This window comes from Methylobacterium gregans (genome assembly GCF_022179245.1).
In the GTDB taxonomy this organism is placed as follows: Bacteria; Pseudomonadota; Alphaproteobacteria; order Rhizobiales; family Beijerinckiaceae; genus Methylobacterium; species Methylobacterium gregans.
The window spans coordinates 1-25,916 of record NZ_BPQM01000080.1 but is presented as its reverse complement, the minus strand read 5'-3'; the positions used below and the strand labels follow the sequence as shown (position 1 = coordinate 25,916).

General features: G+C 70.8%; 26 protein-coding genes and 1 pseudogene. 18 read left to right on the top strand and 9 right to left on the bottom strand.

The window, feature by feature from the left end; translation table 11 throughout:
- Positions 1-135 precede the first annotated feature (135 nt).
- The 8 genes from MFF54_RS16420 (at position 136) to MFF54_RS16385 (ending at position 6,702) form a co-directional block, all read left to right on the top strand.
- Entirely contained in the window at positions 136-435 is a 300-nt protein-coding gene (locus tag MFF54_RS16420) for a hypothetical protein (RefSeq protein WP_238303912.1), read from the top strand.
- Between the two features lie 200 nt (positions 436-635).
- Positions 636-1,310, top strand: a complete 675-nt coding sequence (locus tag MFF54_RS16415) for a trna delta -isopentenylpyrophosphate transferase (protein WP_238303911.1) — start codon at positions 636-638, stop codon at positions 1,308-1,310.
- 41 nt (positions 1,311-1,351) lie between these two features.
- Positions 1,352-1,648, top strand: coding sequence for a hypothetical protein (locus MFF54_RS16410; RefSeq protein WP_238303910.1), 297 nt, complete (start codon positions 1,352-1,354; stop codon positions 1,646-1,648).
- Between the two features lie 134 nt (positions 1,649-1,782).
- The gene (gyrA, locus tag MFF54_RS16405; RefSeq protein ID WP_238303909.1) at positions 1,783-4,503 is read left to right on the top strand and encodes a DNA gyrase subunit A; all 2,721 of its coding nucleotides are present in this window, start codon (positions 1,783-1,785) and stop codon (positions 4,501-4,503) included.
- A 93-nt stretch (positions 4,504-4,596) separates the two neighbouring features.
- A complete protein-coding gene (coaD, locus tag MFF54_RS16400; RefSeq protein WP_238303908.1) occupies positions 4,597-5,100 on the top strand; it encodes a pantetheine-phosphate adenylyltransferase in 504 nt (167 codons plus the stop codon).
- A 29-nt stretch (positions 5,101-5,129) separates the two neighbouring features.
- On the top strand, positions 5,130-5,678 hold the full coding sequence (locus MFF54_RS16395; RefSeq protein WP_238303907.1) for a peptidylprolyl isomerase: 549 nt from the start codon (positions 5,130-5,132) through the stop codon (positions 5,676-5,678).
- Between the two features lie 28 nt (positions 5,679-5,706).
- Positions 5,707-6,150, top strand: coding sequence for a UCP034077 family protein (locus tag MFF54_RS16390; RefSeq protein WP_238303906.1), 444 nt, complete (start codon positions 5,707-5,709; stop codon positions 6,148-6,150).
- A 93-nt stretch (positions 6,151-6,243) separates the two neighbouring features.
- A complete protein-coding gene (locus MFF54_RS16385) occupies positions 6,244-6,702 on the top strand; it encodes a peptidylprolyl isomerase (protein WP_066923421.1) in 459 nt (152 codons plus the stop codon).
- A gap of 193 nt (positions 6,703-6,895) precedes the next feature.
- Here the strand turns inward: MFF54_RS16385 and mobA are convergent, their stop codons facing one another.
- The gene (mobA, locus tag MFF54_RS16380; RefSeq protein ID WP_283206287.1) at positions 6,896-7,513 is read right to left on the bottom strand and encodes a molybdenum cofactor guanylyltransferase MobA; all 618 of its coding nucleotides are present in this window, start codon (positions 7,511-7,513) and stop codon (positions 6,896-6,898) included.
- Complete coding sequence (locus tag MFF54_RS16375) at positions 7,510-8,646, bottom strand: Mrp/NBP35 family ATP-binding protein (RefSeq protein ID WP_238303905.1); 1,137 nt, start codon at positions 8,644-8,646, stop codon at positions 7,510-7,512. The genes mobA and MFF54_RS16375 overlap by 4 nt, the downstream gene beginning before the upstream one ends.
- Positions 8,647-9,108: 462 nt before the next feature.
- On the opposite strand from MFF54_RS16375, the gene MFF54_RS16370 reads away from it, so the two are divergent.
- The 8 genes from MFF54_RS16370 to MFF54_RS16335 all read left to right on the top strand — a co-directional run bounded on the left by MFF54_RS16370 (position 9,109) and on the right by MFF54_RS16335 (position 18,734).
- Positions 9,109-9,612 carry a pyridoxamine 5'-phosphate oxidase family protein gene (locus MFF54_RS16370; protein ID WP_238303904.1) on the top strand — a complete coding sequence of 168 codons (504 nt, stop codon included), beginning with the start codon at positions 9,109-9,111 and terminating at the stop codon, positions 9,610-9,612.
- 126 nt (positions 9,613-9,738) lie between these two features.
- On the top strand, positions 9,739-11,031 hold the full coding sequence (gene pncB / locus MFF54_RS16365; RefSeq protein WP_238303903.1) for a nicotinate phosphoribosyltransferase: 1,293 nt from the start codon (positions 9,739-9,741) through the stop codon (positions 11,029-11,031).
- A gap of 140 nt (positions 11,032-11,171) precedes the next feature.
- Positions 11,172-11,879 (top strand): LamB/YcsF family protein, encoded by a 708-nt coding sequence (locus tag MFF54_RS16360; RefSeq protein WP_238303930.1) that lies wholly within the window; start codon positions 11,172-11,174, stop codon positions 11,877-11,879.
- Between the two features lie 121 nt (positions 11,880-12,000).
- Positions 12,001-13,959, top strand: coding sequence for an AI-2E family transporter (locus MFF54_RS16355; RefSeq protein WP_238303902.1), 1,959 nt, complete (start codon positions 12,001-12,003; stop codon positions 13,957-13,959).
- 123 nt (positions 13,960-14,082) lie between these two features.
- Positions 14,083-14,871: a histidinol-phosphatase gene (gene hisN / locus MFF54_RS16350; RefSeq protein ID WP_238303901.1), complete on the top strand. Its 789-nt coding sequence runs from the start codon at positions 14,083-14,085 to the stop codon at positions 14,869-14,871.
- Between the two features lie 73 nt (positions 14,872-14,944).
- A complete protein-coding gene (locus MFF54_RS16345; RefSeq protein ID WP_238303900.1) occupies positions 14,945-16,138 on the top strand; it encodes a hypothetical protein in 1,194 nt (397 codons plus the stop codon).
- Positions 16,139-16,274: 136 nt separating this feature from the next.
- On the top strand, positions 16,275-17,681 hold the full coding sequence (locus tag MFF54_RS16340; protein ID WP_238303929.1) for a YcjX family GTP-binding protein: 1,407 nt from the start codon (positions 16,275-16,277) through the stop codon (positions 17,679-17,681).
- Between the two features lie 21 nt (positions 17,682-17,702).
- Positions 17,703-18,734, top strand: a complete 1,032-nt coding sequence (locus MFF54_RS16335) for a YcjF family protein (RefSeq protein WP_238303899.1) — start codon at positions 17,703-17,705, stop codon at positions 18,732-18,734.
- Positions 18,735-18,802: 68 nt separating this feature from the next.
- On the opposite strand, the gene MFF54_RS16330 is transcribed toward MFF54_RS16335, so the two are convergent.
- From MFF54_RS16330 to MFF54_RS16300, 7 genes are all read right to left on the bottom strand, one after another.
- Entirely contained in the window at positions 18,803-19,033 is a 231-nt protein-coding gene (locus tag MFF54_RS16330; RefSeq protein ID WP_238303898.1) for a hypothetical protein, read from the bottom strand.
- Between the two features lie 83 nt (positions 19,034-19,116).
- Complete coding sequence (locus MFF54_RS16325) at positions 19,117-19,668, bottom strand: RBBP9/YdeN family alpha/beta hydrolase (protein WP_238303897.1); 552 nt, start codon at positions 19,666-19,668, stop codon at positions 19,117-19,119.
- A gap of 38 nt (positions 19,669-19,706) precedes the next feature.
- Positions 19,707-20,834: an apurinic/apyrimidinic endonuclease family protein gene (locus tag MFF54_RS16320; protein WP_238303896.1), complete on the bottom strand. Its 1,128-nt coding sequence runs from the start codon at positions 20,832-20,834 to the stop codon at positions 19,707-19,709.
- Between the two features lie 123 nt (positions 20,835-20,957).
- Entirely contained in the window at positions 20,958-21,797 is an 840-nt protein-coding gene (locus tag MFF54_RS16315; protein ID WP_238303895.1) for a hypothetical protein, read from the bottom strand.
- A 57-nt stretch (positions 21,798-21,854) separates the two neighbouring features.
- Positions 21,855-22,235, bottom strand: coding sequence for a DUF3618 domain-containing protein (locus MFF54_RS16310; protein ID WP_238303928.1), 381 nt, complete (start codon positions 22,233-22,235; stop codon positions 21,855-21,857).
- A 5-nt stretch (positions 22,236-22,240) separates the two neighbouring features.
- Positions 22,241-22,654, bottom strand: coding sequence for a phage holin family protein (locus MFF54_RS16305; protein ID WP_238303894.1), 414 nt, complete (start codon positions 22,652-22,654; stop codon positions 22,241-22,243).
- 4 nt (positions 22,655-22,658) lie between these two features.
- Positions 22,659-23,174: a hypothetical protein gene (locus tag MFF54_RS16300; RefSeq protein ID WP_238303893.1), complete on the bottom strand. Its 516-nt coding sequence runs from the start codon at positions 23,172-23,174 to the stop codon at positions 22,659-22,661.
- A gap of 334 nt (positions 23,175-23,508) precedes the next feature.
- Between MFF54_RS16300 and MFF54_RS16295 the strand changes: the two genes are divergently transcribed.
- Both MFF54_RS16295 and MFF54_RS16290 read left to right on the top strand, forming a co-directional pair.
- Positions 23,509-24,930 (top strand): alpha,alpha-trehalose-phosphate synthase (UDP-forming), encoded by a 1,422-nt coding sequence (locus MFF54_RS16295; RefSeq protein ID WP_238303892.1) that lies wholly within the window; start codon positions 23,509-23,511, stop codon positions 24,928-24,930.
- 39 nt (positions 24,931-24,969) lie between these two features.
- Positions 24,970-25,916 (top strand): annotated as a pseudogene (locus MFF54_RS16290) (glycogen debranching protein GlgX); the annotation flags it as partial.

The following is a 25,916-nucleotide window of genomic DNA, read 5'->3' as shown; positions in this document are numbered from 1 at the left end:
GGGCTAAGCCACACGAACCAGTCGCCCCTGTGTCCTTGGTCCGTGTTTACCGCCGCGGCCGGAAGGCTATGTATTCGTGTGCGGCCGATATGGAGCGGCTTCGAATAAGAACTTATGAAGAGCGGAGGAGATCTTATGAAGCGTTTATCTCGTGTTGTCCTCGTCTCGGCCGCGCTGATCCCGCTCGCCGCCCAGGCTGCGGGCCGGCTTCAGCTCGACGACAAGGCCTCGCTCTGGCCGCGGGCCGGCATGGAGGCGAAGATCGACTTCACCAACCGAATGGGGAAATCGATGGTGCAGCTCTCGCCCGAGCTCAGCAACGCCTACTTCATGCGCTGCCTGGAGGAGACGGCCAATATCGGTGACACGAAGGAGCTGACGCTGGGCGACCTCGTGCGCACCTGCGTATCGCTGCAGATGGGGCGAGCCGAGTAGAACAAGGGGTCGGGGCGCGGAGCGACTTCCCTCGCCCACATGGGAGGGAGCGTGCGCGGACGGTCGATCGGTTGATGATTTTCCCCATCAGCCCATACCGCACCCTTGCAAGCCTGTGGAAAACTCCCCATAAATATGAGAACAAATCAGGAACAAATGGTCACGCTTCCGCGGCGCGGCCGGCCCCGAGGTGAGAGCTCATGCGAACCGCCGACAAGCAGATCGCCGACACCCTGGTCCGCTACGGCGAGCCCTTCGCCGGCAACGTCTGGCGGGTCCAGGGCACGGCGGTGATCTATCACAAGACCCTGGAGCGCATCGCCGCGCAGGCCGGAATCCGCTTCGACCCGCCGACGATCATCCGGGCCGAGCGCGACGAGGCGGTGGTGCTGGTCACGGGGCGTCTGCCGGGTGCCAAGGCCGGCGCTGAGCGCGTCGAGTGGTCGATCGGAGAGGCGCTGGTAAACGTGAACTACCGCGTCTCGGGCAAGCAGGCGGCCTACGTTTACGCCATGGCCGAGAAGCGGGGAAAGGACCGCGTCATCCTCAAGCTGATCGAGCTCCACGGCCTCGTCTATTCCGAGGAAGAGGCCGACGAGTTCCGCGGAGGGCGGCTGGCCGAGGTGCAGGCCGTGAGCGAGGATTTCGAGGCATCCGCCTTCGACGAGGTGACGGAGGCCGAGGCCGACCTGAAGCGGGCGATCGACGCCGCCGAGACCATCAACGCCGTCACCGACCTGATGCTGGCCGGCGAGACGCAAGCCATCCTCGGCGGCATGCCCCAGGGCACCCGCGATGAGGTGCGCGACTACGCCAAGGCCCGCCTCGTCGCGCTCGGCTGGCCCGGCACCAAGGACCGCCGCCGCGCTGCCTAATCCCGATTTTCAACACCGCTTTCGAACGAGAGGAGCCCCCGATGCGCCGCGCCGCCGACCGTCGTCAGGACAGCTACGCGATCGAGACCCTGAGCTACAGCCCGACCCGGCTGGTCAAGCTCGGCCGCCGCAAGGTGGCGATGCTGTTCCAGCCCGCCGAACCCGGCGCGCCCTGGCAGCTCTACCCGAACCCCGACGCCTTCCCGGGCCTCGGCTTCGAGGGGCTGCCCGCGCCGCTCCGCCCCGAGTTCATGAGCTTCCCGGATCTCGCGGCGGTGGAGATTTTCCTCGGAATCAGAGGCACTTCGAGCGACGCGGCGATGCCGCTGGCCGCCTGACGCCACGCTTGCGCGGGGGCTCCGTGATCCTTATTTAACCATTTGATATCACGGATCTTCCCGCGCCCCCGTCCGGGCGGGCGCGACGCGATCCCGAGGAGCCTCCGCGCTCCGCGTTCTGGACAGGTAGCTCTTTGGCCGAGACCAACGATCCGGGAGCCGGCGCGCCGCCGCCCGCCACCGACATCCGCCCCGTCTCCATCACCGACGAGATGCGCCGCTCCTACCTCGATTACGCGATGAGCGTGATCGTGAGCCGCGCGCTCCCCGACGCGCGCGACGGGCTCAAGCCGGTGCACCGGCGCATCCTCTACTCGGCCTTCGAGTCGGGGCACCTGCCGGAGCGCAAATACGTCAAGTCGGCGCGCATCGTCGGCGACGTGATCGGTCTCTACCACCCGCACGGCGACCAATCGATCTACGACGCCCTCGTGCGGATGGCGCAGGACTTCTCCATGCGCCTGATGCTCATTGACGGGCAGGGCAATTTCGGCTCGGTCGATGGCGATCCACCCGCGGCCATGCGCTACACCGAGTCGCGCCTCGCCAAGCCCGCGACCGCCCTGCTCACCGACATCGACAAGAACACCGTCGATTTCGGCCCGAACTACGACGAGTCGCGGGAAGAGCCGACCGTCCTGCCGGCTCGCTTCCCGAACCTCCTCGCCAACGGCGCGGGCGGCATCGCGGTCGGCATGGCGACCAACATCCCGCCGCACAATCTCGGCGAGCTGATCGACGCCTGCGTGGCGCTGATCGACGATCCGGGGCTGACCATCGAGCAGCTCATCGAGATCGTGCCCGGGCCCGATTTCCCGACCGGCGGCCTGATCCTGGGCCGCGCCGGCACGCGCCAGGCCTATAACACCGGCCGCGGCTCCATCATCATGCGGGCGAAGTCCCACGTGGAGGAGTTGCGCAAGGAGCGCGAGGCGCTGATCTTCACCGAGATCCCGTTCCAAGTGAACAAGGCGACGCTGATCGAGAAGATCGCCGAGCTCGTGAAGGAGAAGCGCGTCGAGGGCATCTCGGACCTGCGCGACGAGTCCGACCGCTCGGGCATGCGCATCGTGGTCGAGATCAAGCGCGACGCGATGGCCGACGTCGTGCTGAACCAGCTCTACCGCTACACGCCGCTGCAATCCTCCTTCGGCTGCAACATGGTGGCGCTGAACGGCGGCCGCCCCGAGTTGATGAATCTGAAGGACCTGCTCCAGGCCTTCAACGATTTCCGCGAGGAGGTCGTCTCCCGGCGCACCAAGTTCCTGCTCGGCAAGGCGCGCGAGCGCGCCCACGTCCTGTGCGGTCTCGCCATCGCGGTGGCCAACATCGACGAGGTGATCCGCCTGATCCGGACCGCGCCGGACCCGAACGCCGCCCGCGAGGCGCTGATGACGCGCGACTGGCCGGCCCACGACATCGCGCCCCTGATCGCGCTCGTGGACGACCCGCGCCACCGCGTCTCCGAGGACGGCACCTACCGGCTTTCCGAAACGCAGGCCCGCGCCATCCTCGACCTGCGCCTGCAGCGCCTCACCGCGCTCGGCCGCGACGAGGTCGGGGACGAACTGAAGACGCTCGCCGACGAGATCGCCGACTACCTCGACATCCTGCGCTCGCGGGCCCGCATCCAGGGCATCGTGAAGCACGAGCTCGCCGAGGTGCGCGCGCTCTTCGCAACGCCGCGCCGGACCGAGATCGTCGACTTCGACTCGAATGTCGAGGACGAGGACCTGATCGCCCGCGAGGATATGGTCGTCACCGTCTCGCACGCCGGCTACGTCAAGCGTGTGCCGCTCTCGACCTACCGGTCGCAGCGCCGTGGCGGCAAGGGCCGCTCCGGCATGTCGACTCGGGACGAGGATTTCGTCACCCGGCTGTTCGTCGCCAACACGCACACGCCGGTGCTGTTCTTCTCCGACCAGGGCCAGGCCTACAAGGAGAAAGTCTGGCGCCTGCCGATCGCCGCTCCGAACGCCCGCGGCAAGGCGCTGGTGAACATCCTGCAACTCCAGCAGGAGGCCGAGCGCATCACCACGATCATGCCGCTCCCTGAGGACGAAGCGTCCTGGGAGACGCTCGACGTGATGTTCGCGACCGCCTCCGGCAACGTCCGGCGCAACAAGCTCTCGGACTTCGTGCAGGTGAACCGCAACGGCAAGATCGCGATGAAGCTCGATCCGGGCGACCACATCGTCCATGTCGAGATCTGCCGGCCGGACCAGAACGTGCTGCTGACGACCGCGGAAGGGCAGTGCATCCGCTTCCCCGTAGAGGACGTGCGCGTGTTCAAGGGCCGCGACTCGACCGGCGTGCGCGGCATCAACTTGGGCTCGGGCGACCGCGTGATCTCGATGGCGATCCTCAACCACTTCGACGCATCGCCAGAGGAGCGGGCCGGCTACCTGAAGATGCGCCGCGCCGTGATCGGCGATGGCGAGGACGGGGCTGAGAACGGCGAGGCCGAGGAGGCCAGCGCGGCCGCGATCTCGACCGAGCGCTACTCCGAGATGGGCGCGGCCGAGCAGTTCGTGCTGACGCTCTCCGAGAACGGTTTCGGCAAGCGCTCCTCCTCCTTCGAGTACCGGACCTCGAACCGCGGCGGAAAGGGCATCACGGCGATGCGGGTCAACGCCCGCAACGGCAAGCTCGTGGCCTCCTTCCCCGTGGAGAGCACCGACCAGATCATGCTGGTGACGAATGCCGGCCAGCTCATCCGGGTGCCGGTGGACGACATCCGCATCGTCGGCCGCGCCTCGCAAGGCGTGACGGTGTTCAACACCGACAAGGCCGAGCGCGTCGTCTCCGTCGAGCATATCGAGGGCGAGGACGGGGCCGAGGAGGACGAGGCCTGAGGCCGCCCGCGGCGTCCCAAGGTTCGGGACGTGGCGCGCGCCAGGGCAGGGCGTCGGTTCCGTTTCCCGGAAAAATGCTCTAGGGCGGTCGCGATGACGCGCACCGCCCTCTACGCCGGCTCCTTTGATCCGGTGACGAACGGCCATCTCGACGTCGTGCGCCAGGCCTGCCGGCTTGTGTCACGCCTCGTGATCGCCATCGGCGTGCACCCGGGCAAGGCGCCGCTCTTCACCGCCGAGGAGCGCGCCGAGCTGCTGCGCGAGACCTGCGGCCCGCTGGCGCGGGCCGAGGGCACGGAGCTGGAGATCGCCAGCTTCGACGATCTCGCGGTCTCGGCGGCGCGGCGCTGCGGCGCCACCCTGTTCATCCGGGGCCTGCGCGACGGGACCGACCTCGACTACGAGATGCAGCTCGCGGGCATGAACGGCGCGATGGCCCCCGAGGTCCAGACCGTGTTCCTGCCGGCCTCCATCCAGGTCAGGCCGATCACCGCGACCCTCGTCCGGCAGATCGCCGCAATGGGCGGCGACGTTGCCCCCTTCGTGCCCGGGCCCGTGGCGGCGCGCCTCGCCGCGCGCTTCGCCAAGAGTTCCTGATTTCCCACGACCAACCGGAGATGCCACGCATGAACCGTCGCACCGCCCTCGGCGCGCTCGCGCTTGCCGCCGCCCTCGGCCTCAGTTCCGCGGCCCAGGCCGCCGGGCCGGACACCGTCTACCTCGATACGAAAGACGGGCGCGTGACCATCGAGTTGCGCCCGGATCTGGCGCCCAAGCACGTCAAGCAGCTCAAGACGCTGATCTCTCAGGGCTTCTACAACGGCCTGAAGTTCCACCGCGTCATCGACGGCTTCATGGCCCAGACCGGCGACCCGAACGGCAACGGCACCGGCGGCTCGAAGCTGCCGAACATTCCCGCCGAGTTCACGGCCACACCCTTCCTGCGCGGCACGGTCGGCATGGCCCGCTCGCAGGACCCGAACTCGGCCAATTCCCAGTTCTTCATCTGCCTCGCGCCCGCAACTTTCCTGAATAACAACTACACCGTGGTCGGCGTGGTGACGGACGGCATGGACGCGGTCGACAAGATCAAGAAGGGCTCCAAGAGCGAGAACGGCTCGGTCAAAGACCCGGACAAAATCGTGAAGATGGAGCTGGCCGAGAAGGCCAAATAGGCTGAGGCTCGGACGGGCGATACGGGGCGTGGCGCTTGCGGGCGCGTTGCTGCTCGCGCTGCCCGGCGCGGCCGCTGCCTCCTATTACGGGGCACCGGGTCCGCCGCTCAGCCTGCCGCAGACGCTGCGCGGCACCGTCGCGGTGCCGCTCGCCGAGGCTCCGGTGGCGCCCGCCGACACGCTGCCTCAGCTCTACCCGGTGCTCGCCGCCTGCTGGCAGCGCCCCGCGGGGCTCGATAGCGGCGAGATCCAGGTCACGGCCCGCTTCGCCCTGCGGCGGGACGGCAGCCTGATCGCAGCGCCCCGCATCGTCTTCGCGAGCGGGGTGACGGGTGCGGCCCGCGCCCGGCTCGCACGGGCGACCGTGAGAGCGCTCAAGGCTTGCACCCCGGCGCGGATTACCGCGGATCTCGGCCGGGCGATCGCCGGCCGGCCGATCGGCCTGCGGCTCGTCTACCGGGGCACACGCTGACACCCCGATTTGCCGCGACCCCGCGGATCGGGTTAGGCCGTGGCAGGAGACGGCCTGACGATCGGGATTCTTTTCCACCAGGAGACCAACGACATGGCAGACAACGAGACGATCGTCCTCGAGACCACCAAGGGCCGCGTGGTGATCGCCCTGCGCCCGGACCTCGCGCCGAACCACGTCGAGCGCATCAAGACGCTCGCGGGCCAGGGCTTCTACGACGGCGTGCCGTTCCACCGGGTCATCGACGGCTTCATGGCGCAGACCGGCGACCCGACGGGCACCGGCTCTGGCGGCTCGGACCTCCCCGACCTCAACGCCGAGTTCAACGCCGAGCCGCACGTGCGCGGCACCTGCTCGATGGCCCGCACGAACTTCCCGCACTCGGCCAACTCGCAGTTCTTCATCTGCTTCGACGACGCCCGCTTCCTCGACCGCCAGTACACGGTCTGGGGTAAGGTCATCGAGGGCATGGACGTGGTCGACACGATCAACAAGGGCGAGCCGCCGCGCTCGCCGGACAAGATCGTGAAGGCGACGGTCGGCGCGGCGTAAGCCGGCCTCGGCAGGCGCGGAAGAACCGCGCCGCGCCCCCTCTCCCCGAGGGAGCGGGTCGGGGGTATGACGGTGCAGGACCGAGCACGCCATCGACGCGCGTCGAGGGCAGCTCCTCGTTCTGAAGTCTCGTACCCCTCACCCGGCTGTCTGCGAAAGCAGGCCGCTCCCGACAGGAGCGGGGACCCGCGCCTCACACTGGAGGCGGGGCGGACAGGGCCAGCATCGCCTCCGCCGCCGCCAGATCCTCCGGCGTGTTGATGTTGAGGAAGGGATCCACCGGCGCGACCGACCAGGAGGCCGCCTCCGCCGGGTGCCGGGCGATGAAGCCGCCGACGCGGCGCTCGCCGCTCTCCAGATACAGACGCAGGTCGTCACGGAGCGCCGCCGGCCAGAGCGCGATCGTGTAGTGCCGCCGCTCGCCCGAGGCCGCGAGCGCGATGCCGGCCTCCGGGCGCACCGCCACCAGCCGTGCCACCAGATCCTCGGGCAGGAAGGGCGCGTCCCCCGAGACGCTGACGATTGCCGCCACACCCAGCGACGCCGCGTGCTCCAGCCCCGCCAGGATGCCGGCGAGCGGCCCCGGCTGACCGGGCAGCGTGTCCGGGAGGACCGGTCCCGGGAAGCCGACGAACCGCGCCGGGTCGCCGTTGGCGCTGAGCGCCAGCCCCGCCCCGCACTGGGCCGCGAGCCGCTCGGCAGCCCGCGCGAGCAGGGTGCGCCCGCCGAGATCGAGCAGGGGCTTATCGCCCCCGCCCATTCGCCGGGCCCGGCCCCCGGCCAGGATCAGGCCGAGGACGGGGGTGCTCACTCGATGACGATCTTCGGTGCCGCCCGGCCAGGGGCTGCGCCCGAGAGGTTTGCCCAGAGCTTGGCGGCGATCTCGCGGTAGACCCGCGCCTGCGGTCCGTCCGGATCGGTCGCCACCACGGGGCGGCCGGAATCGGAGGTCTCGCGGATCGTCATGTTGAGCGGCACCTCGCCGAGGAAGGGCACGCCGAGGCGCTCGGCCTCCTGGCGGGCACCGCCATGGCCGAAGATGTGCGAGGCGTGGCCGCAATTCGGGCAGACGAAGGTCGCCATGTTCTCGACCACGCCGAGGATCGGCACCGCGACCTTCTTGAACATGGTCACGCCCCGGCGCGCGTCGATCAGGGCGAGGTCCTGCGGCGTCGAGACGATGACGGCGCCCGACAGGGGCGTGGCCTGCGCCATGGTGAGCTGCGCGTCGCCGGTGCCGGGCGGCATATCGACGAGCAGCACGTCGAGCTCGCCCCAGAGCACGTCGCGCAGCATCTGCGTGATGGCCGACTGCACCATCGGCCCGCGCCAGATCATCGCCGTCTCGGGCTCGATCAGGAAGCCGATCGACATGACCTTCAGCCCGTAGCCCTCCATCGGCTCCATGGAGCGGTTGTCGACCACGTTCGGCTTGCCGGAGAGGCCGAAGAGCTTCGGCACGGACGGCCCGTAGATGTCGGCGTCGAGGAGGCCGACCTTCAGCCCCTGCGCCTTCAGGGCGAGCGCGAGGTTGCAGGCGGTGGTCGACTTGCCGACGCCGCCCTTGCCGGAGGCGACCGCCACGATGTGGCGCACGCCCGGCAGCTGCGGGCCGGGGCTCGGCGGGGCGCCGGGACGCGGCGGCTGCGGCGCCGCCGGCCGGGGCGCACCGCCCTGAGGCTGGTGGCCCGGGCCGCGTTCCGAGGTCAGGCTCGCGAACACGCCCGAGACGCCGGGGATCGCCAGCACCCGTCCCTCGGCGGCCCGCCGCACCGGCTCGAACCGCTCGGCCTCGCTCGGCTCGATCAGGATCGAGAACATCACGCGGTTGTTCGGATCGACCACCACCTGCGAGAGGCGGCCGGAGCCGGTGAGCGTGGTGCCGGCGGCGTCCACCATCACGCCCGTCAGCGCCTTCATCACGTCGTCGCGGCTGATCGCCAAGGTCGTTCTCCCGGTGGAGCGGGCAGGCATGCCACCTGCAGTCACCCTGCATGTAACCAAGCCTGCCCGGAACACCAGACCCCCGGTGCCGCGCCGATCGGAACCGTTCCGGACGTGGCGGCAGCCGGGCGGGCCGGGCAGGCGCCGCACCCCCTCGACGTGGACGCTGCGGTCGCGGCGGTTCGAGAGATCGTGTCGAGAGATTGTGCCCGCCGACGCGCACGCCCGGCCCGGAGCGCACCCCGGCGGCGGCCGGCAGGGGCGCCAGCCGGCCGCCGCGAGGAGGAACGCCGTCGCGGCACGCGGCATGTGGAGATCCTCTTCCCTTCTTGCAGCAGGGCTGAACCAAGCCGGGACTTGTCCGTTGTCGGGGCAGCCTTCAGGCGGGGGGGCGGCGCGCCGACATGCGCGGGCGCCCCTCCGCCCGGACCGACCGACGAGACGTGTAGGAGACGGGATTCCATGCATCAGGGCAACCACCGCGACCACGAGGGCGCGAAGAAGCTCTTCGACCTGATCAAGGACGTGAAGATCGCGATGATGACCACCGTCGACGCGGACGGAACGCTCAACAGCCGGCCGATGTGGAACAACGACGCCGACGAGAACGGCGACCTGTGGTTCTTCACCAAGCTGCACTCGCCCAAGACAACCGAGATCAGTCGCGACAACCAGATCAACCTGGCCTATTCCGACCCGTCGAGCCAGAATTACGTCTCGGTTGCCGGCAAGGCCGAGATCGTGCGCGATCGCGCCAAGATCGACGAGAAGTGGCAGGAGAGCCTGAAGACCTGGTTCCCCAAGGGCAAGGACGATCCCGAGGTGGCGCTGATCCGCGTCCACCCCGAGAAGGGCGAGTACTGGGACAGCCCGAACAGCACGATGGTCCACCTCTACGGCTACGTGAAGGCCGCGCTCACCGGCGAGAGCCCGAAGACGGAAGTGAAGAAGGTCGATCTGGCGTAACTCCGCGTTTGGAGCGGGCGAACCTGTACCGGTTCGCACGGGACCGGCCATTGACTCCTGTGCCGCCCGCGTGCGCCCTGCGCTCGCGGGCGTCGCCATGCCCGCGGACGGAGCCGATCCCGACCGATGTCCGATCTCGCGACGCGGGTCTACAACCACAATTTCCGCATCGACCCGATCGTCAGGTCGCTCCTCGATACGGATTTCTACAAGCTGCTGATGGCGCAGATGATCCTGCGTCGGCACGGCGACGTCTCCGTCACCTTCGGCATCCACAACCGCACGAGCCGCGTGCGGCTCGCCGACGCTGTCGATGCGGGCGAGCTGCGCGAGCAACTCGACCATGCCCGCTCGCTCCGCCTCGGGCGCGGCGAGGCGACGTGGCTGCGCGGCAATGCCTTCTACGGCACGCGCCGTATCCTCTCGGCCGAGTTCATCGCCTGGTTCGAGAATTTCCGCCTGCCGGACTACGAGCTCGCCGTGCGTGACGGGCAGTACGAGCTGAGCTTCCACGGCTCGTGGCTCGAGACCACGATGTGGGAGGTGCCCGCACTCGCGATCCTCAACGAGCTGCGCTCGCGCGCCACCTTGCGCGGCATGGGCCGGTTCGATCTCCAGGTGCTCTACGCCCGCGCGATGACGCGCGTCTGGGAGAAGATCGAGCGCCTGCGCCGCCTGCCGGATCTCTCGATAGCCGATTTCGGCACCCGGCGGCGCCACGGCTTCCTCTGGCAGGATTGGTGCGTGCAGGCGATGCAGGAGGGGCTCGGGCCCCATTTTACCGGCACGTCGAACTGCCTCATCGCCATGCGGCGCGAGCTGGAGGCGGTCGGCACCAACGCGCACGAGCTGCCGATGGTCTACGCGGCGCTCAGCCCCGACGATGCAGGCTTGGCGCGCGCGCCCTACGACGTGCTGCGGGACTGGCAGCAGGATTACGAGGGTAACCTGTTGGTGGCGCTCCCCGACACCTACGGCACCACCGGCTTCCTGCGCGATGCCCCCGACTGGATCAGCGCCTGGACCGGCATCCGCATCGACTCGAAGGACCCGATCGAGGGCGGCGAGGAGGTGATCGCGTTCTGGCGCTCCCGCGGCTGCGACCCCCGTGAAAAACTCGCGATCTTCTCGGACGGGCTCGACATCGACACGATCGTGGCGATCCACGCGCATTTCCACGGGCGCATGCGCATCGGCTACGGCTGGGGTACGCTGCTGACGAACGATTTCCGCGGTCTTGTGCCGGACGGGCGGCTCGACCCGATCTCGATCGTCTGCAAGGTCTCGGAGGCGAACGGCCACCCGACCGTGAAGATCTCCGACAACCCGAGCAAGGCGCAGGGGCCGGCGGCCGAGGTGGAGCGCTACAAGCGCGTCTTCGGCGTCGAGGCGCAGGCCGCGTTGCCGGTGGTGGTCTGAGCGGGCAAGCCGGTCCGGGTACGGGAGCGCGGCGCGCCCGTTTCCGGTTCTGATGGCCCACAACCCATCCTAGAGGCGGAGGCGCGGCGGTGCGGATCGATCTGAACAGCGATCTCGGCGAGGGCTTCGGTCCCTGGCGCATGGGCGACGACGCGGCGATCCTCGACGTCGTCACCTCGGCCAACGTCGCCTGCGGCCTGCACGCGGGCGATCCCGACATCATGGTGGCGACGGCGGAAGCCGCGCGTGTGCGCGGCGTCGCGCTCGGTGCCCATCCGGGCTTCGCCGACCTCCAGGGCTTCGGCCGCCGGGTCGTGCGCATGGGCGAGCGCGCGATCGAGAACCTTGTTGCCTACCAAGTTGGCGCACTCCAGGCCTGCGCCGCGCTCGCCGGGCACCGCGTCACCTACGTCAAGGCGCACGGGGCCCTGAACAACCTCCAGAACGCAGAAGCTGGGGTCGCTGCCGCGGTGGCGCGGGGCGTGCGTGGGGTCGATCCACGCCTCGTCCTCGTGGTGATGCCGGGCCTGCTCTCCGAACGGGGCGCGCTTGAGGCCGGACTCGCCGTCGCCCGAGAGGTCTTCGCCGACCGTGCCTACGCTGACGACGGCCAACTCGCGTCCCGGGCACTCCCTGGCGCCGTGATCAAGGACCCCGACGAGGCTGCCGCCCGCGTCGCCGCGATGGTGGACGAGGGAGCCGTCACCACGGTCTCGGGAAAGCGCCTGCCCGTGCAGATCGACACGGTCTGCGTCCATGGCGATTCGCCCGGTGCGGTCACGACGGCGCGCGCCGTGCGACGCGCCCTTGAGGCGGCCGGGCACGTCTTGAAACCCTTCGCGCCCTGAGCAGCACCCCCGCGTAAGCTTTGCCGTTCTTCGAGGGATCGTTTCGGCGCCCGCAGGGGTTCCCCGTGCGGCGCGACCAGAGCCCGCGCCGAAGCGTCGCGTTCTCGGGCAGGCACACGACATGGCGAGCATGACACAAGAGGGGCCGCTTATCCCCCCGCGGCCGACCCGCATCGCCGCGGCCGAGACACCGCGCGCCGCGCTGGCCTCGCCGGTGGTGATCGCCGCACTGATCATCGCGGGTCTCTATTTCGGCCGCGAGATCCTGATCCCGATCGCGATCGCGTTGCTGCTATCCTTCGTGCTCGGGCCCCTCGTCCACTTCCTGCGCCGGCTGCGCTGCCCCCGCCTCCTCGCGGTCGGGCTGACGGTGATGCTGACGATGGGGATCGTCGCCGCGCTCGCCACGCTGATCGGTGTGCAGGTCGCCGACCTCGCGGGCGACGTGCCGCGCTATCGCGCCACGATCGAGCGCAAGGTCGAGGGTCTGCGCGAGAGCCCAGTCGGCCGGATCACCGAGTACGTGGCCGGGATCGGGCGCGCCATCCACGAGGCGGGCGCGCCCGAGCGGGTCGATAAACATCCCGAGAAGTCGATCGACAAGCCGGGTGCCGAGCCCGAGCCGAAGCCCGTCGTGGTCGAGACGCGCCAGCCGATGCCCGGTCCGCTGGAGACCGCCGAGAAGCTGCTCTCGCCTGCGCTCAAGCCGCTCGCCACCGCCGGCATCGTCGTGGTGGTCCTGATCTTCGTGCTGATGCAACGGGAGGATCTGCGCGACCGCATGATCCGGCTCGCCGGCTCCAGTGACCTTCACCGCACCACCGTAGCGATGGACGACGCCGCGCGCCGGTTGAGCCGCTACTTCGTGGCCCAGCTCGCCCTCAACGCCGCCTTCGGCATCGCAATTGGCGCCGGGCTCTACATGATCGGCGTGCCGAACCCCGTGCTCTGGGGCATCTTCGCCGCGCTGATGCGCTTCGTGCCCTATATCGGGGCCTTCCTGTGCGCGCTGTTCCCGATGGCTCTTGCGGCCGCGGTCGATCCGGGCTGGAACATGCTGATCGCCACAGGGCTGCTCTTCGTGGTGCTGGAGCCGCTGGTCGGGCAGATCTTCGAGCCGATGCTCTACGGGCACTCGACCGGGCTCTCGCCGCTCGCGGTCCTGGTCTCGGCCCTGTTCTGGACCTGGCTCTGGGGCCCGATCGGCCTGCTGCTCTCCACGCCGCTCACCGTCTGCCTCGTGGTGCTCGGTCGCCACGTCGACAAGCTCGAGTTCCTCGACGTGCTCTTCGGCAATAGCCCGGCGCTGACACCGGTTGAGAACTTCTACCAGCGCATCCTCGCCGACGACCCGGAGGAGGCCCAGGAGCACGCCGACCTGATCCTCGCCGAGTGCTCGCTCTCGGCCTACTACGACACCGTTGTGGTGAAGGGCCTCGAGCTCGCCGCCCGCGACGCGGCCCGCGGCGTGCTGACCGTCGAGCAGAAATCTGCGATCCGCGAGAGCGTGACCGAGCTGATCGACGAGTTGGCCGAGCGCGACGATGCGGCTCCGGATGATGCGCCTCAGGGCGGGGGCAAGGGCGTCTGCGACCGGGAGGACAGCGTCCCGTTCGCGCCGAAGCCTCCGACGCTGCCCGAGGCCTGGACCCGGTCCGGCGCGGTACTGTGCGTGGCGGGCCGCGGGTTCCTGGACGAGGCGGCGGCCACGATCCTGGCCCAGCTCCTGGCCAAGCGCGGCCTCGGCACGCGCGTGGTACCCTTCTCCGATCTTGCGCGCGCGAAGATCGACAGCTTCGAGCCGGGGCCGGCGCGGCTCGTCTGCATCGTCTCGCTGGCCATCGCGGGCGAGCCGACGCATCTGCGCCGCCTCGCCCGGCGGCTGCGGCAGCGCCTGCCGGAGGTGCCGCTCCTCGTCGGCCTCTGGCAGGCCGACGACGTCGCCACCGCCGCGACCGCGATCCCCGCCGAGACCCACGTCGCGACCTTGCGCGGCGCGGTCGAAGCGGTCGTCGGCAGGGTGCGCGAGGAGGCGGCACCCGATCGCAGCGCACGGATGCCCGAGCGGGCGGAGGCCTGAGCGGGCGGAGGCCTAAGCGGGGTGAACAGGGCTTGACGGAGCCGGCGCGGGCCGGCTTCGTCTGGCCGCGTAAGCGGACGATCCGGGATCTTCCGCCGGATGATCCGTAAGGCGGAGAGGCCCATGAGCGTCGTCGAACTCGGCCGGTTCATGCACGACCTTGCCGATGCCTCGGGCCGGGCGATCCTGCCCTTCTTCCGGGCACAGTTCGGCCTGGACGATAAGGCCCGGGGCGGCGCCCCCTTCGATCCCGTCACCGAGGCCGACCGCGCCGCCGAGGTGGTGATGCGCCGGATGATCCGCGACGCCTTCCCGGGGCACGGGATCCTCGGGGAGGAGTTCGGCTCGGAGCGGCTCGACGCCGAGTGCGTCTGGGTTCTCGACCCGATCGACGGCACCCGCGCGTTCATCAGCGGCTTGCCGACCTGGGGCACGCTGATCGGCCTGAAGAAGGGTGAGACGGCCGTGCGAGGCCTGATGCACCAGCCCTTCCTCGGGGAGTGCTTCACGGGTGACGGCCACAGCGCCAAGATGAAGAGCGCGGTGGGCGAGCGGATTCTGCGCGCCCGGCGCTGCGCCGACCTTTCGGCGGCGCTTCTCGCCACCACCGACCCGCGCCTCTTCGCCGAGGGCGAGGAGGCCGAGCGTTTCCGCAGCGTGCAGGACGCGGTTCGCATGGTCCGCTACGGCACCGATTGCTACGCCTACTGCATGCTGGCCGCCGGCCAGATCGACCTCGTGGTCGAGGCCGGGCTGAAGCCCTACGACATCGTGGCGCTGATCCCGATCGTCGAGGGCGCGGGCGGTGTGATCACCAGCTGGGACGGCGGCCCGGCGACTGAGGGCGGCCGCATCGTCGCGGCGGGCGACCCGCGCCTGCACGAGGCGGCGCTGAAGCGCCTCGGGGGATAGGGGCCCGCTCATCTGAACCGTTGCGGCAACTCGGCCGTTTCCCCGGCACCCGCCGCCGAGATCCCGCCCGCCCGTGCTGCTCACCGCCCTCATGGTCCTGACGACCCTTGTGCCGCGGATCGAGGCCGGGGCCGAGCGACTGGTCGCCCGCGTGGCGGCCCCGCTGCCGGCGTCCGTCGAGGCGCCGCGCTACGAGGTGGCCGCCCGGGCCGTCACGAACTGGCGCAGCGAGACGGGCGAGGCGCTGCTGCCGGCCTCGCTCGCCCTGGTGGCGCGGCTCTCGGCGAGCGATCCTGCCTTCGTCGCCCGCTGCGTGAAGCTCAACAATTACTGGTGCATCAAGCGTGCCCGCTGGCCGGGCGAGATCGGCGGCGATGCCGAGGGGCATACCGGCTTCGCCAGCGCCGCCGATGGGGCGGACGCGGCCGCCAACCTCCTGCGGCGCTACTACCGGACCTATGACCGCCGCACCGCGCTGGCGATCGTACGTCGCTGGGCCCCGGCCGAGTGCGGGCCGGCGCCGGTGGCGGCCCGCGCCCCGGCGGCCCCGCTGCCGGCGGCAGTTGCGGTCGCCGCGACCGCGCCGGGCCTGACGACGCGCGGGCTGGGGCAGACCCTGCGCGCCCGCTACCTCGCCCGCCACCTGCGCGGCGGCGCCCCGCGCCGGATGGCTGTCGCGCGCCAGCCTGCGACAAGCCGCGGGGCCGCTCGGCCGGCCCTGCGGGTTCAGCCCTGGTCGCCGCTCGCCCGCATGGCCGGCCATCCGGCGCGCCGGCCGGGCCTTGCCCCGGGGCCGGTCCGGGACATCGTAGCCGGCGTCGCGCTCACGCCCGAGCGCTCCGCCGGGAAGGCGGTTGCCGTCGCGAAGCCGTCTCCGAGCCCGCTCCGCGGCGCCGACAACCCGGGCGCTTTGCTGGAGCGGCGCACGCCGCCGCCCACCCAACTCATCGCCGAATCCGCCACCCTGCCGCTGTTAGCACCCGGCTTCGCCCTCTCCGAGCTCAGGGTGCCCGCTCCGATCTGCTCCGGCGACACGGCGCGCATCGGCAACTACGCGGCCGCCATTGCCGGCAGTGTGGGGCTCGGGCCCAACGACGACCTGAAACTCTTCGATGCCGACGGGCGTCCGGGGCCGAACCTCGAACCCGTCATGCTGGCCATGTCGAAGGTCGAGCTCGGCACGATGCGCGCCTCCGCCGAGTTGGTGCGCGCGGCGATCGCCCGTCTGTCGAACGCTCCGGTCACGACCGCCCAGGCGGCGAACTGAGCGGGGCTGGTGCCCCCGGACCTTGCGCCTAACCGAGCGCCGCTCCACCTCAGCGCGGCCAAGTCTACCGTCCCGTCCGTCCGCCCCGAGAGTCTCCGTGCCCCTGACCGACCTCGCCGCCCGTGCCGGATCCGCCATGCGGGCCTTCGCCGAGGCGTCGGGCGATCTCCTGGTCCAGCCGACGCTGCGGCTCGGGGTCACCGGGCTGGCCCGCTCGGGCAAGACGGTGTTCACGACCGCGCTGATCCACCACCTGACCGAGACCCACGCTCTGCCGGCCTTCGCGCCCGCGCAGGAGGGGCGGCTCCGCCGCGCCCGCCTCGTGCCCCAGCCCGACGACGATGTGCCGCGCTTCCCCTTCGAGGACCATTTCGCGGCGCTGACGGAGCGGCGGCTCTGGCCGCGCTCGACCGACCGGATCAGCCAGTTCCGCCTCGCCATCGAGTACGAGCGAGCGGGCGGCTGGCGCTCGGGCCCCGGCACGCTGATGCTCGACGTGGTCGATTACCCGGGCGAGTGGCTGCTCGACCTCGCCCTCCTCGAGCAGGACTACACGGCGTGGTCGCGCGCCACGATCAACGGCACGCGCCGGGCCGGCCGCGCGGAGATCGCCGCGCCCTGGCTCGCGCTTCTGGCGTCCCTCGACCCGAACGCGCCCCTCGACGAGGTGCTGGCCGAGCGGGCGAGCGACGCGTTTAAGGCGTATCTGGCGGCTCTCCGCAACGGGCCGGAGGCGGTGGCCACCACGCCGCCGGGGCGTTTCCTGATGCCGGGCGATCTCGCGGGCTCGCCCGCGCTCACCTTCGCGCCGATCGACAACCTGCCCGAGACGATCGCGCCGGACAGCCTCGCCGGGCTGATGCAGCGGCGCTTCGAGGCCTACAAGGCCAAGGTGGTGGTCCCGTTCTTCCGCGACCATTTCCAGCGGGTCGACCGGCAGATCGTGCTGGTCGACGTGCTGGCGGCGGTCGATGCCGGCCCGACCGCGGTCGCCGAGCTGGAGGAGGCGCTGGACGCGGTGCTGCTCAGCCTGAACATCGGCCGCAACACCCTGTTCTCGCGGCTCTTCGCGCCGCGGGCGGACCGCATCCTGTTCGCCGCCACCAAGGCGGATCACCTGCACCAGACCAGCCACGACCGGCTCGACGCCCTGCTGCGCCTGCTGGTCTCGCGGGCCATGCGCCGGACGGAAGCCGCGGGCGCGCGGGTCGGCACCGTGGCGCTCGCCTCCGTGCGGGCCACCCGCGAGACCACGGTCCACGACGGCGCCGAGGCGTTGCGCGCGGTCGCGGGCGTGCCGGAGGCGGGCGAGGTGGTGGACGGCGAGGTCTTCGACGGGACGAGCGAGGCCGCGGTGTTTCCCGGCGAGCTGCCGGCCCGGCCGGAGGCGGTTCTGGAGGGCGCGGTCGAGCCGGGCTCGCTGCGCTTTCCCCGCTTCCGCCCGCCGCTGGTCCGGCCCGACGCCCTCGGCCGCCCGGGACACCTGCCGCAGATCCGGCTCGACCGGGCGATGCAGTTCCTGATCGGAGACCGGCTGGCGTGATGATTCTGGGGAGCTGAGCCCATGTCGAACCCCCGGCGCCCGCGCGCCTTCCGCATCCCCTCCGACCAGCCGGCGCCGGAAGGCATCGCGCCGGAACCCGTGGCACCGTCCCAGGTCCGGATCGTCGAGGAGCCGTTCGAGATCGTGGACGCGGCCGACGGCACGCCCGTGCCCGTCGCGGCCAAAAGCCGCTCGCCCTGGGGAGCGCTGCTGCTCTCCTCGGTGAGCGGCCTCGTGGCGATCGCGGTCGGGCTCTCGGTCGAGCGGCTGATCGCGGACCTGTTCGCGACCGCCCCCTGGCTCGGCTGGGTGGCGCTGGCGCTGCTCGGCCTCGCGCTGCTGGCGCTGCTGGCGATCGTCGCGCGGGAGCTCTCCGGCCTCTGGCGCGAGCGGAAGATCGAGCATCTGCGCCAAGCGGCGATCGACGCCCTGGCGACGCGGGACCACACGGCGGCGCAGGGCGTGGTGCGCGACCTATCGGCCTTCTACGCCGATCGCGCGGCGCTGGCGCCCGGTCGCGAGCGGCTCGCGACCTTGGGCGACGCGATCCTCGACGTGGACGACCGCATCGGCATCGCCGAGCACGAGCTGCTGAGCCCCCTCGACCGGCAGGCTCGCAACGCCATCGCGACCGCGGCCAAGCAGGTCTCGGCGGTGACCGCACTGAGCCCGCGGGCGATCGTGGACGTGGCCTTCGTGGTCTTCGCCGCGGTGCGGCTGCTGCGCCGGATCGCGGCGATCTACGGCGGGCGCCCGGGCTTCCTCGGCTTCATCCGGCTCGCCCGCGCGGCCGTCGCCCATCTCACGGTGACGGGCGGCATGGCGGTGGGCGAGAGCATGCTGCAGCAGGTGCTGGGGCTGGGTGTCGCCGCGCGCATCTCGGCCAAGCTCGGCGAGGGCGTGCTGAACGGGCTGATGACCGCCCGCTTCGGGCTGGCGGCGCTGGCTGTCTGCCGGCCGCTGCCCTTCACCCGCGAGGCCCCGCCGAGGCTCACCGACGTGGCGGGCGAACTCCTCAAGGCCGCCCAGCCCGATCCCGACGCGCCCAGTTAGGACACGGATGGTCTTGGATCCCAAAGGTCTACGACCTTTGGCGGGTCCAGGGCAGAGCCCTGGAATCCTTACTTCGCGCCGGCCGCCCGGCGGTTGGCAATGCGCGAGAACATGTTGCCGGTGTAGTCGGCGACCTTCGGCTTCTCGGGGACGTTGATCTGCGCCTCGAAGGCCTCGATCCGCTTGAGGAGGGCGGCGTCGCCGAAGAGCGAGCTGTTGAAGTTCGTGGGGGCCCGCGGCCCGAGCGCGGCGATGGCCGTATCGAGGCGTTCCAGAAGCTCTCTGCGCGTCACATCCATCTCCCGCGGGCGGGCTGGCCCGGCTTTCCGGACCATCCAGACCCCCGCAGGGTAAACGAAGCCTTAACGGCCGCGCTCGCGGGTCAGAGCGTCTTCATGAAGCCGGCGAAGCGCATCAGCCCTTCGGGCCAGGGCCCGTGACCGCTGGCGACGTTGATGTGGCCGGAATCGCCCGCATCCACGATCGCGGCGCCCCAGGCGTAGGCGAAGTCCTCGGCCCGGGCGTAGTCACAGTGCGGGTCGGTGCGGCTCGCCACCACCAGCGACGGGAAGGGGAGAGGCTCGCGCGGCAACGGCGCGAAGGCGCGCACGCTGTCGGGTAGGTTCGGGGCGTTCTCGACGTCGGGGAGCGCCACGAAGACGGCACCGCGCACGACGCCTGGCTGGAAGTCCGGCGCCGCCTCGACGCAGGCGACCACGCCGAGGCTGTGGGCGATGAGGACCACCGGCCGGGTCGCGGCGGCGACCGCCTCGACGATGCGGGCGCGCCAGGGGCCGGGCTCGGGGTTGTGCCAGTCGTCCTGCTGCACGAGGCGGGCGGTCGGGAGCCGGCTCGCCCAGCGGGCCTGCCAGTGCTCCTCCTCCGATCCCCGGAGGCCCGGCACGATGAGGATGTCGCAATCGGCGGTTTTCATGCCGGTTGCCTAGCCTCTGGCAGACGGGCCGTCGAGATTCATTCGGCCGCGATCAGCCCGCGCAGGGTGCCGGTGGCCCCGAGGCCGGCCCGGACCTGATCGGCAAGCCCCACCGAGGCGAGGTTCTTGGATTTCGCCTCGACCTCGAAATCCGCCCAGACGAGGTGGCGGGCCACCAGGGCGTTGACGGCCCGGTTCCACATCATGTCGGAATGGGCGGCGAGCTCCCGCACCGGCACGCCGGCCGCCCGCAGGGCCGCGAAATCCGGCAGCACGTCCGGATCGTGCGCGGGCAGCATGTCCTCGCGCGAGACGCTGATATGCGCGATCGGCCGCACCCCGCGCCAGGATTCCTGGATGCGGGCAATGCGCGGATCGTCCGGCTCCAGGTACTCGCCGCCGCTGAGGACCCAGTGATGGTGCAGGTCGAGCACGAGCGGTACCACGTCGGCGAGTTCCAGGAGCTCGTCGGTGCTGAAGCCGAAATCGTCGTTCTCGATCGTCAGGAGGTTGCGGGCGGTCTCGCTCGCCCGCGGCAGCGTCTCGCGGAAGCCGGCGAGGCCCGGGTCCCGCGCGCCGACATGGATGTTGATGTGCGCGCCGTGGGGATGCCAGCCGGAGCCGTAGCCCATCATCTCGAAGATCCGGGCATGGTACTCCAACTCGCCGAGCCCGTTGGCAATGGCGGCCGGGTTGCGGCTCGCCAGCAGGCAGAACGGGCCCGGATGGAAGCTGAGGCGGACCCCGAGCGCCCGTGCGCGCTCGCCGATCCGCGCGAGTTCCGTTTCGATCGCCCGCGCGAAGGTCGGATCCGCGTAGAGCGGCTCGGCGATCGGGTGGGTGTAGCCCGGCAGCACGTTGCTGGCGATGCGCAGCAGGCGCTCGAGGGGCGGGCGGGCGCCGACCCAGTCGATCTGGCGCTGAAGCGCCGTCAGATTGTGGGTGACGATTCCCGAGAGCTTCGCCGCCCGCGCGACGGGTTCGAGCTTCGTCAGGTAGGCCATCGTCGCGCTGGTCAGGTTCATGGCGAGCGCGGCTTCCTTGGCGGCCTTCTGGGTCGCGTGTGTGCCGGGCGGCGCGTCGGGAATGAACTTGCAGCAGAAGCCGAGGCGGGGCGTCTCGCCGGGATCGGAATTGGGAGCGGGCTTAGGAGGGGGCTTGGGCATGCGGGGACAACGCGGGCGTGCCGGATTCGACGCATGCGGCACAGGCGAATCACCGTCCCCAAGCACAAACGAACAGGGCGGCGCGCGGCGCCGCCCTGTTCGGACGTGAGAGTTTCAGCGCGCTCAGAGCGTGTGGCGCACCGGGTCGTCCGGCGTACGGCTCTGCGCGTCGTCCTGACCGGCGGCCTTGCGGGCCGCCGCGTTCACGTTGTCCGGGTCGAGGGCGGTCTGCACGAATTCCCGCCCGCGGTTGGTGAACTCCCGGGCGTAGCGCAGACCCTGGTCGCGCACCTCGTCGGCGTAGGGGCCGAGGTTGCGGTCCTCCTGCCGGGTCCGCGGGAGCAGCGCGCCGAGGAGCAGGCCCGCCGCGAGACCGACCACGCCGACGAGGAGCGGGTTCTCGCCCACGAAATCCTCCACCGCGTTGCGCCCGCGCTGCAGGCCTTCGCGGCCGCGGTCGGTCAGGTCGTCGATCCGGCGCAGATGGCCCTCGCCGGCCTCCGAAAGGTAGGAGCGGGCGTCGCCGTAGGCCGAGCGGATGCGGCTGCCGGCCTCGTCGGCCGCCTGGCCGATCCGGTCCTGGATCGCCCCGGCCTGCTCGCGGGCCTGGGCACCGACGCCCTCGACCTTGTCGCGCAGGTTCTCGCCCCCGCCGGAGCTGCTGCCCTGCGTGTTGGTGTTCGAGAAATCCGCCGTTCGGCCATGCGGGTCGAGGCCGGCGCGAGGCAGGGGATCATGCGCGCCGGTCGGGTCGGCCCGCAGCGAATGGTCGGCGGACCGACCGTGCGGATCGTGATCGACGCGCCCGAGAGGGTCGTGCGTCCCTTGGGGATCCGGCTTCAGGGTATGATCGGCCGCGCGGGCGTGGGGATCGAGCTGGGCCGCCTCGCCGGCGCTGCGCGCGGGCGCGTCGTGCAGCGTCTTCTCGACGGAGCCGCTCTTCTGTCCAGCACCTTCACTCATGGGAAACTCCTTCGAACTCTCGCGACGGCGGGGCTTCCGCCGCGTGCGGTGCGGGGCTCAGACGTGCGTGGTGTCGACGATGTCGTTGGCGGGCACCGCCGTGGGCTTGGTCGTCGGGCGGTCCGGGTCGTAGGCCCGCGCCGCGCCGGTGTTGAGAACGGGCACGCGCTCGGCCTGCACCTCGGTCCGGCGGCGGGTGGCCTCCTGGGACATGCGGTGCATCAGCCAGCCCACGCCCGCCGCGATCAGCAGGACGGGGACGGGGTTGCGCCGCACCGCCTCCAGCGCCCCGTCGTAGACGCTGTTCAGCGGCGTGCGCCGGGCGCTCCCGAGCATCTCGTCCACGAGGCTCGACGCGTTGAGGCGGCCCTGGATGCGGTCGATCGTCTGGTCGAGCCGCGCGCGGCTCTCCTCGATGTCACGCTCCAATTCATTCATGCCACTCATCCGGATACGCGCTCCGACAATGCACGGGCGTCCTGGCGGACCTGACGGGTGGTACGGGTCGGCGCGAGCGTCGACAGCGAGAGCGCGCTGCGCGCCCAGAGGGCGAGCCCGACCGCGACGACGAGAAGGACGCCGCCCACGATCAGCGCCGAGAGCCACTCGGAGCCCACGATCGTGGCGAGCCACTTCACGAAGGCGCCGATCAGCACGATCAGCGCCACCACCGCGAAGACGGCCGAGGCCGCCATGCAGGCGAGCCCGATGATCAGCGAACGCAGGTTCGACGCCATCTCGGCGCGGAACAGCGCGATCTCCTTGCGGGCGAGATCGTTCGTCTCGCGCAGGGCCTCGCCGAGGAGACCCTGGATGCTCGGCCCGTTCGGTGGGGGGGGTGCGGAGCCCTGCGCCATGGCTCTAGCCCCGGAAACCGTCGCGGGCGTCGCCCTCGGGCGGCAGGCTCGACGACTTGATGAACCGGGCGGCGAGGAGGCCCGCCACGAACGTGCCGACCGCCACCGCGACCGGCGCGCGGCGGGCGAAGGACTCGGCCTCGGCGTAGAAGTCGCCGAAGCTGCGGCTCTCGATCGAGGTGCCGAGCTGCTCCAACCCGTCCGCGGCGCTGTCGAAGAAGGCCTTGATGTTGGGCTTGTCGTCGAAATCCTTGGACGACGAGCGGATGGTGCGGGCGAGGTCGTGGACCTGACCCGCCGCATCGTTCTTGCGCTGCTCGACGTAGCCCTGCGCCTGGACGCGCACGGCGTCGAGGAGACCGCGCCCCTGCTGGGCGGCGACGTCCGCCAGGCCCTCGACGTCGCCCTTCAGGCCGCGCCAGTCCGCCTGCTGCCGCGCGCCGGCCGATTCGTGAGAGGCGGAAGCTTGGGCGCCCGAGGCGTCGCCCGGGGCCGGTTGTGGGAACTCGCTCGCGGCCATCGGTCACTCCTCACGCAGGGCGTTGCTGAACTCGGCTGAGTAACCACCTCGGCCCCACACGGTTCCGGAAGCCTGCGCGCAACGGCAAAGCTCGGCTCGGACGCCGCGGGCGCGGGCGGCTCCGTACGGCGCGTGGGGCGGCGCGCGGAGGCCGGCACGCATGGTGAATCGTCGGGACAGGGATCGGCCTGGGCCTTGACCCGGCGGGCGGTTCCGCGCTTGGTTCAGCGCATCGACGGATCGCGCCTCGCTTCCGCGCGTTCTGGCTAGCAGATGTACGGCGGACGCTGCGTCTCTCGCGCCCGCCCGCTTTGAGGGAACGGGAGCCGACTGCGTGGCACGCCTCGTCATCGTATCGAACCGCGTGGCGGTGCCCGAGGAAGGCGGCAAGGCGGTGGCCGCGGGCGGCCTCGCCGTCGCGGTGAAGGAAGCGTTCTCCTCCTACGAGGGCCTCTGGTTCGGCTGGAGCGGCACGATCAGCGAGACGCCCTCCGAGGAGCCGACGCTGATCGACCGCGGCCGCGTCCAGTATGCCGTGGTCGACCTCTCGCCGCAGGACCACAAGGAATATTACGCCGGATTCGCCAATCGGGCGCTCTGGCCGATCATGCATTACCGGCTCGGGCTCGGCGCCTTCTCGCGCTCGGACTACGCGGGCTACAGCCGCGTCAACCGCACCTTCGCGCGCGCGCTGGCCAAGCTGGTCGAGCCCGACGACATCATCTGGGTGCACGACTATCACCTGCTGCCGCTGGCCTCGGAGCTGCGCGGCCTCGGTCTCGCGAACCCGATCGGCTACTTCCACCACATCCCGTGGCCGGCCGCCGACGTGTTCAACTCGCTGCCGGCGAGCGGCGACCTGCTCCGCGCCATCGCCGACTACGACCTGATCGGCCTGCAGACCGACCCGGACGTCCAGAACCTGTCGCGAAACCTGATCGACAGCCTGCGAGCGATCCCCCTCGGCGGCGGTTCGCTGATGGTGGACGGGCGCCGCACGCGCATCCGCAGCTTCCCGATCGGCATCGACGTCGAGGGCTTCAAGGACGCCGCCGAGAAGGCCTCCTCCAACAAGGTCGTGCGCGAGACCATGGCGGGCCTGCGCACCCGCAAGCTCATCATCGGCGTCGACCGGCTCGACTACTCTAAGGGCGTGCCCGAGCGCATGGAGGCGGTCTCGAGCTTCCTCGCCTCGAACCCCGACCAGCGCGGCAACGTCACCTACATCCAGATCACGCCGAAATCCCGCAGCGAGGTGCCCGAATACGAGCAGCTCGCCCGGGAGGTGAACGAGACGGTCGGCGAGATCAACGGCTCGCTCGGCGACCCCGCCTGGACCCCGATCCAGTACGTGACCAAGGCCTATCCGCGCCCCGTGCTCGCCGGCCTCTACCGTGCGGCCCGCGTCGGCCTCGTCACGCCGATGCGCGACGGCATGAACCTCGTGGCCAAGGAATATGTCGTGGCGCAGAGCGAGGAGGATCCGGGTGTCCTCGTTCTGTCGAAGTTCGCGGGCGCGGCACGCCAATTGCCGGAAGCGCTCCTGGTCAACCCTTACGACCGCTTCGAGGTGGCTGAGGCGATCCGCACCGCGCTCTACATGTCGCGCGGCGAGCGCCTTGAGCGCTGGAAGCCGATGGCCGAGCGGATGACCCGCGAGGACGTGGACTGGTGGGCGCGCAACTTCTTGACCGAGCTCGAGCATTTCCGCACGGTCGAGCGCGAGCCGCCGACCGCGGCCGAGGCCGCCGAGTAATTCCGGTCGCCTTCTCGAACTATCTGGACGGACTCCCGCATGATCGGCGTCGATGACGGCGTGCCGGCTCCGCTCGGCGCGCATTTCGACGGGCGCGGCGTCAATTTCGCCCTGTTCTCGGAGCACGCGACGGCCGTCGATCTCTGCCTGTTCGAGCCGGGCGAGCGCCATGAGATCCACCGGATCCGGCTGCCCGCCCGCACCGACGACGTCTGGCACGGCTATCTCCGCGGCGTGCTCCCGGGACAGCTCTACGGCTACCGGGTGCACGGGCCCTGGGCCCCGGAGCGCGGCCACCGCTTCAACGCCTCGAAGCTCGTGCTCGACCCCTACGCCCGGGAGATCGCCGGGCGCATCCGCTGGCACGACGCGCTCTACGGCCACCGCCGCGGAGTTGCCCGCGACGACCGGATCGACCGGCGCGACAGCGCGGCCTACATGCCGAAGGCCGTCGTCACGGCGCCGGAGGTGCCCAACCTCGCCCTGAAGCCGGTGCGTCGGCCGCTCCACGACACCGTGATCTACGAGGCGCATGTCCGGGGTCTGACCATGACCCACCCGGCGATTCCCGAGGCCGAGCGCGGCACCTACGAGGCGCTCGCCCATCCGGCGATCATCGAGCACCTGTGGAAGCTCGGCGTCACCGCCCTCGAACTCCTGCCGATCCAGGCCTTCGCCGACGACCGCTTCCTCGTTGACAAGGGGCTGGTGAACTACTGGGGCTACTCGCCGCTGGGCTATTTCGCGCCCGACCCGCGCTATCTCGGCCACGGCGGGATCGGCGGCCTCAAGGCGGCGATCCGGGAACTGAACGCCGCCGGGATCGAGGTCTTTCTCGACGTCGTCTACAACCACACCTGCGAGGCGGGCCCCGACGGTCCGACGCTGTCGTTCCGGGGTGTCGACAACGCGAGCTACTACAAGCACGACCCCGCGGACCCGCAGCGCGGCATCGATTGCACGGGCTGCGGCAACACCTTCGACGT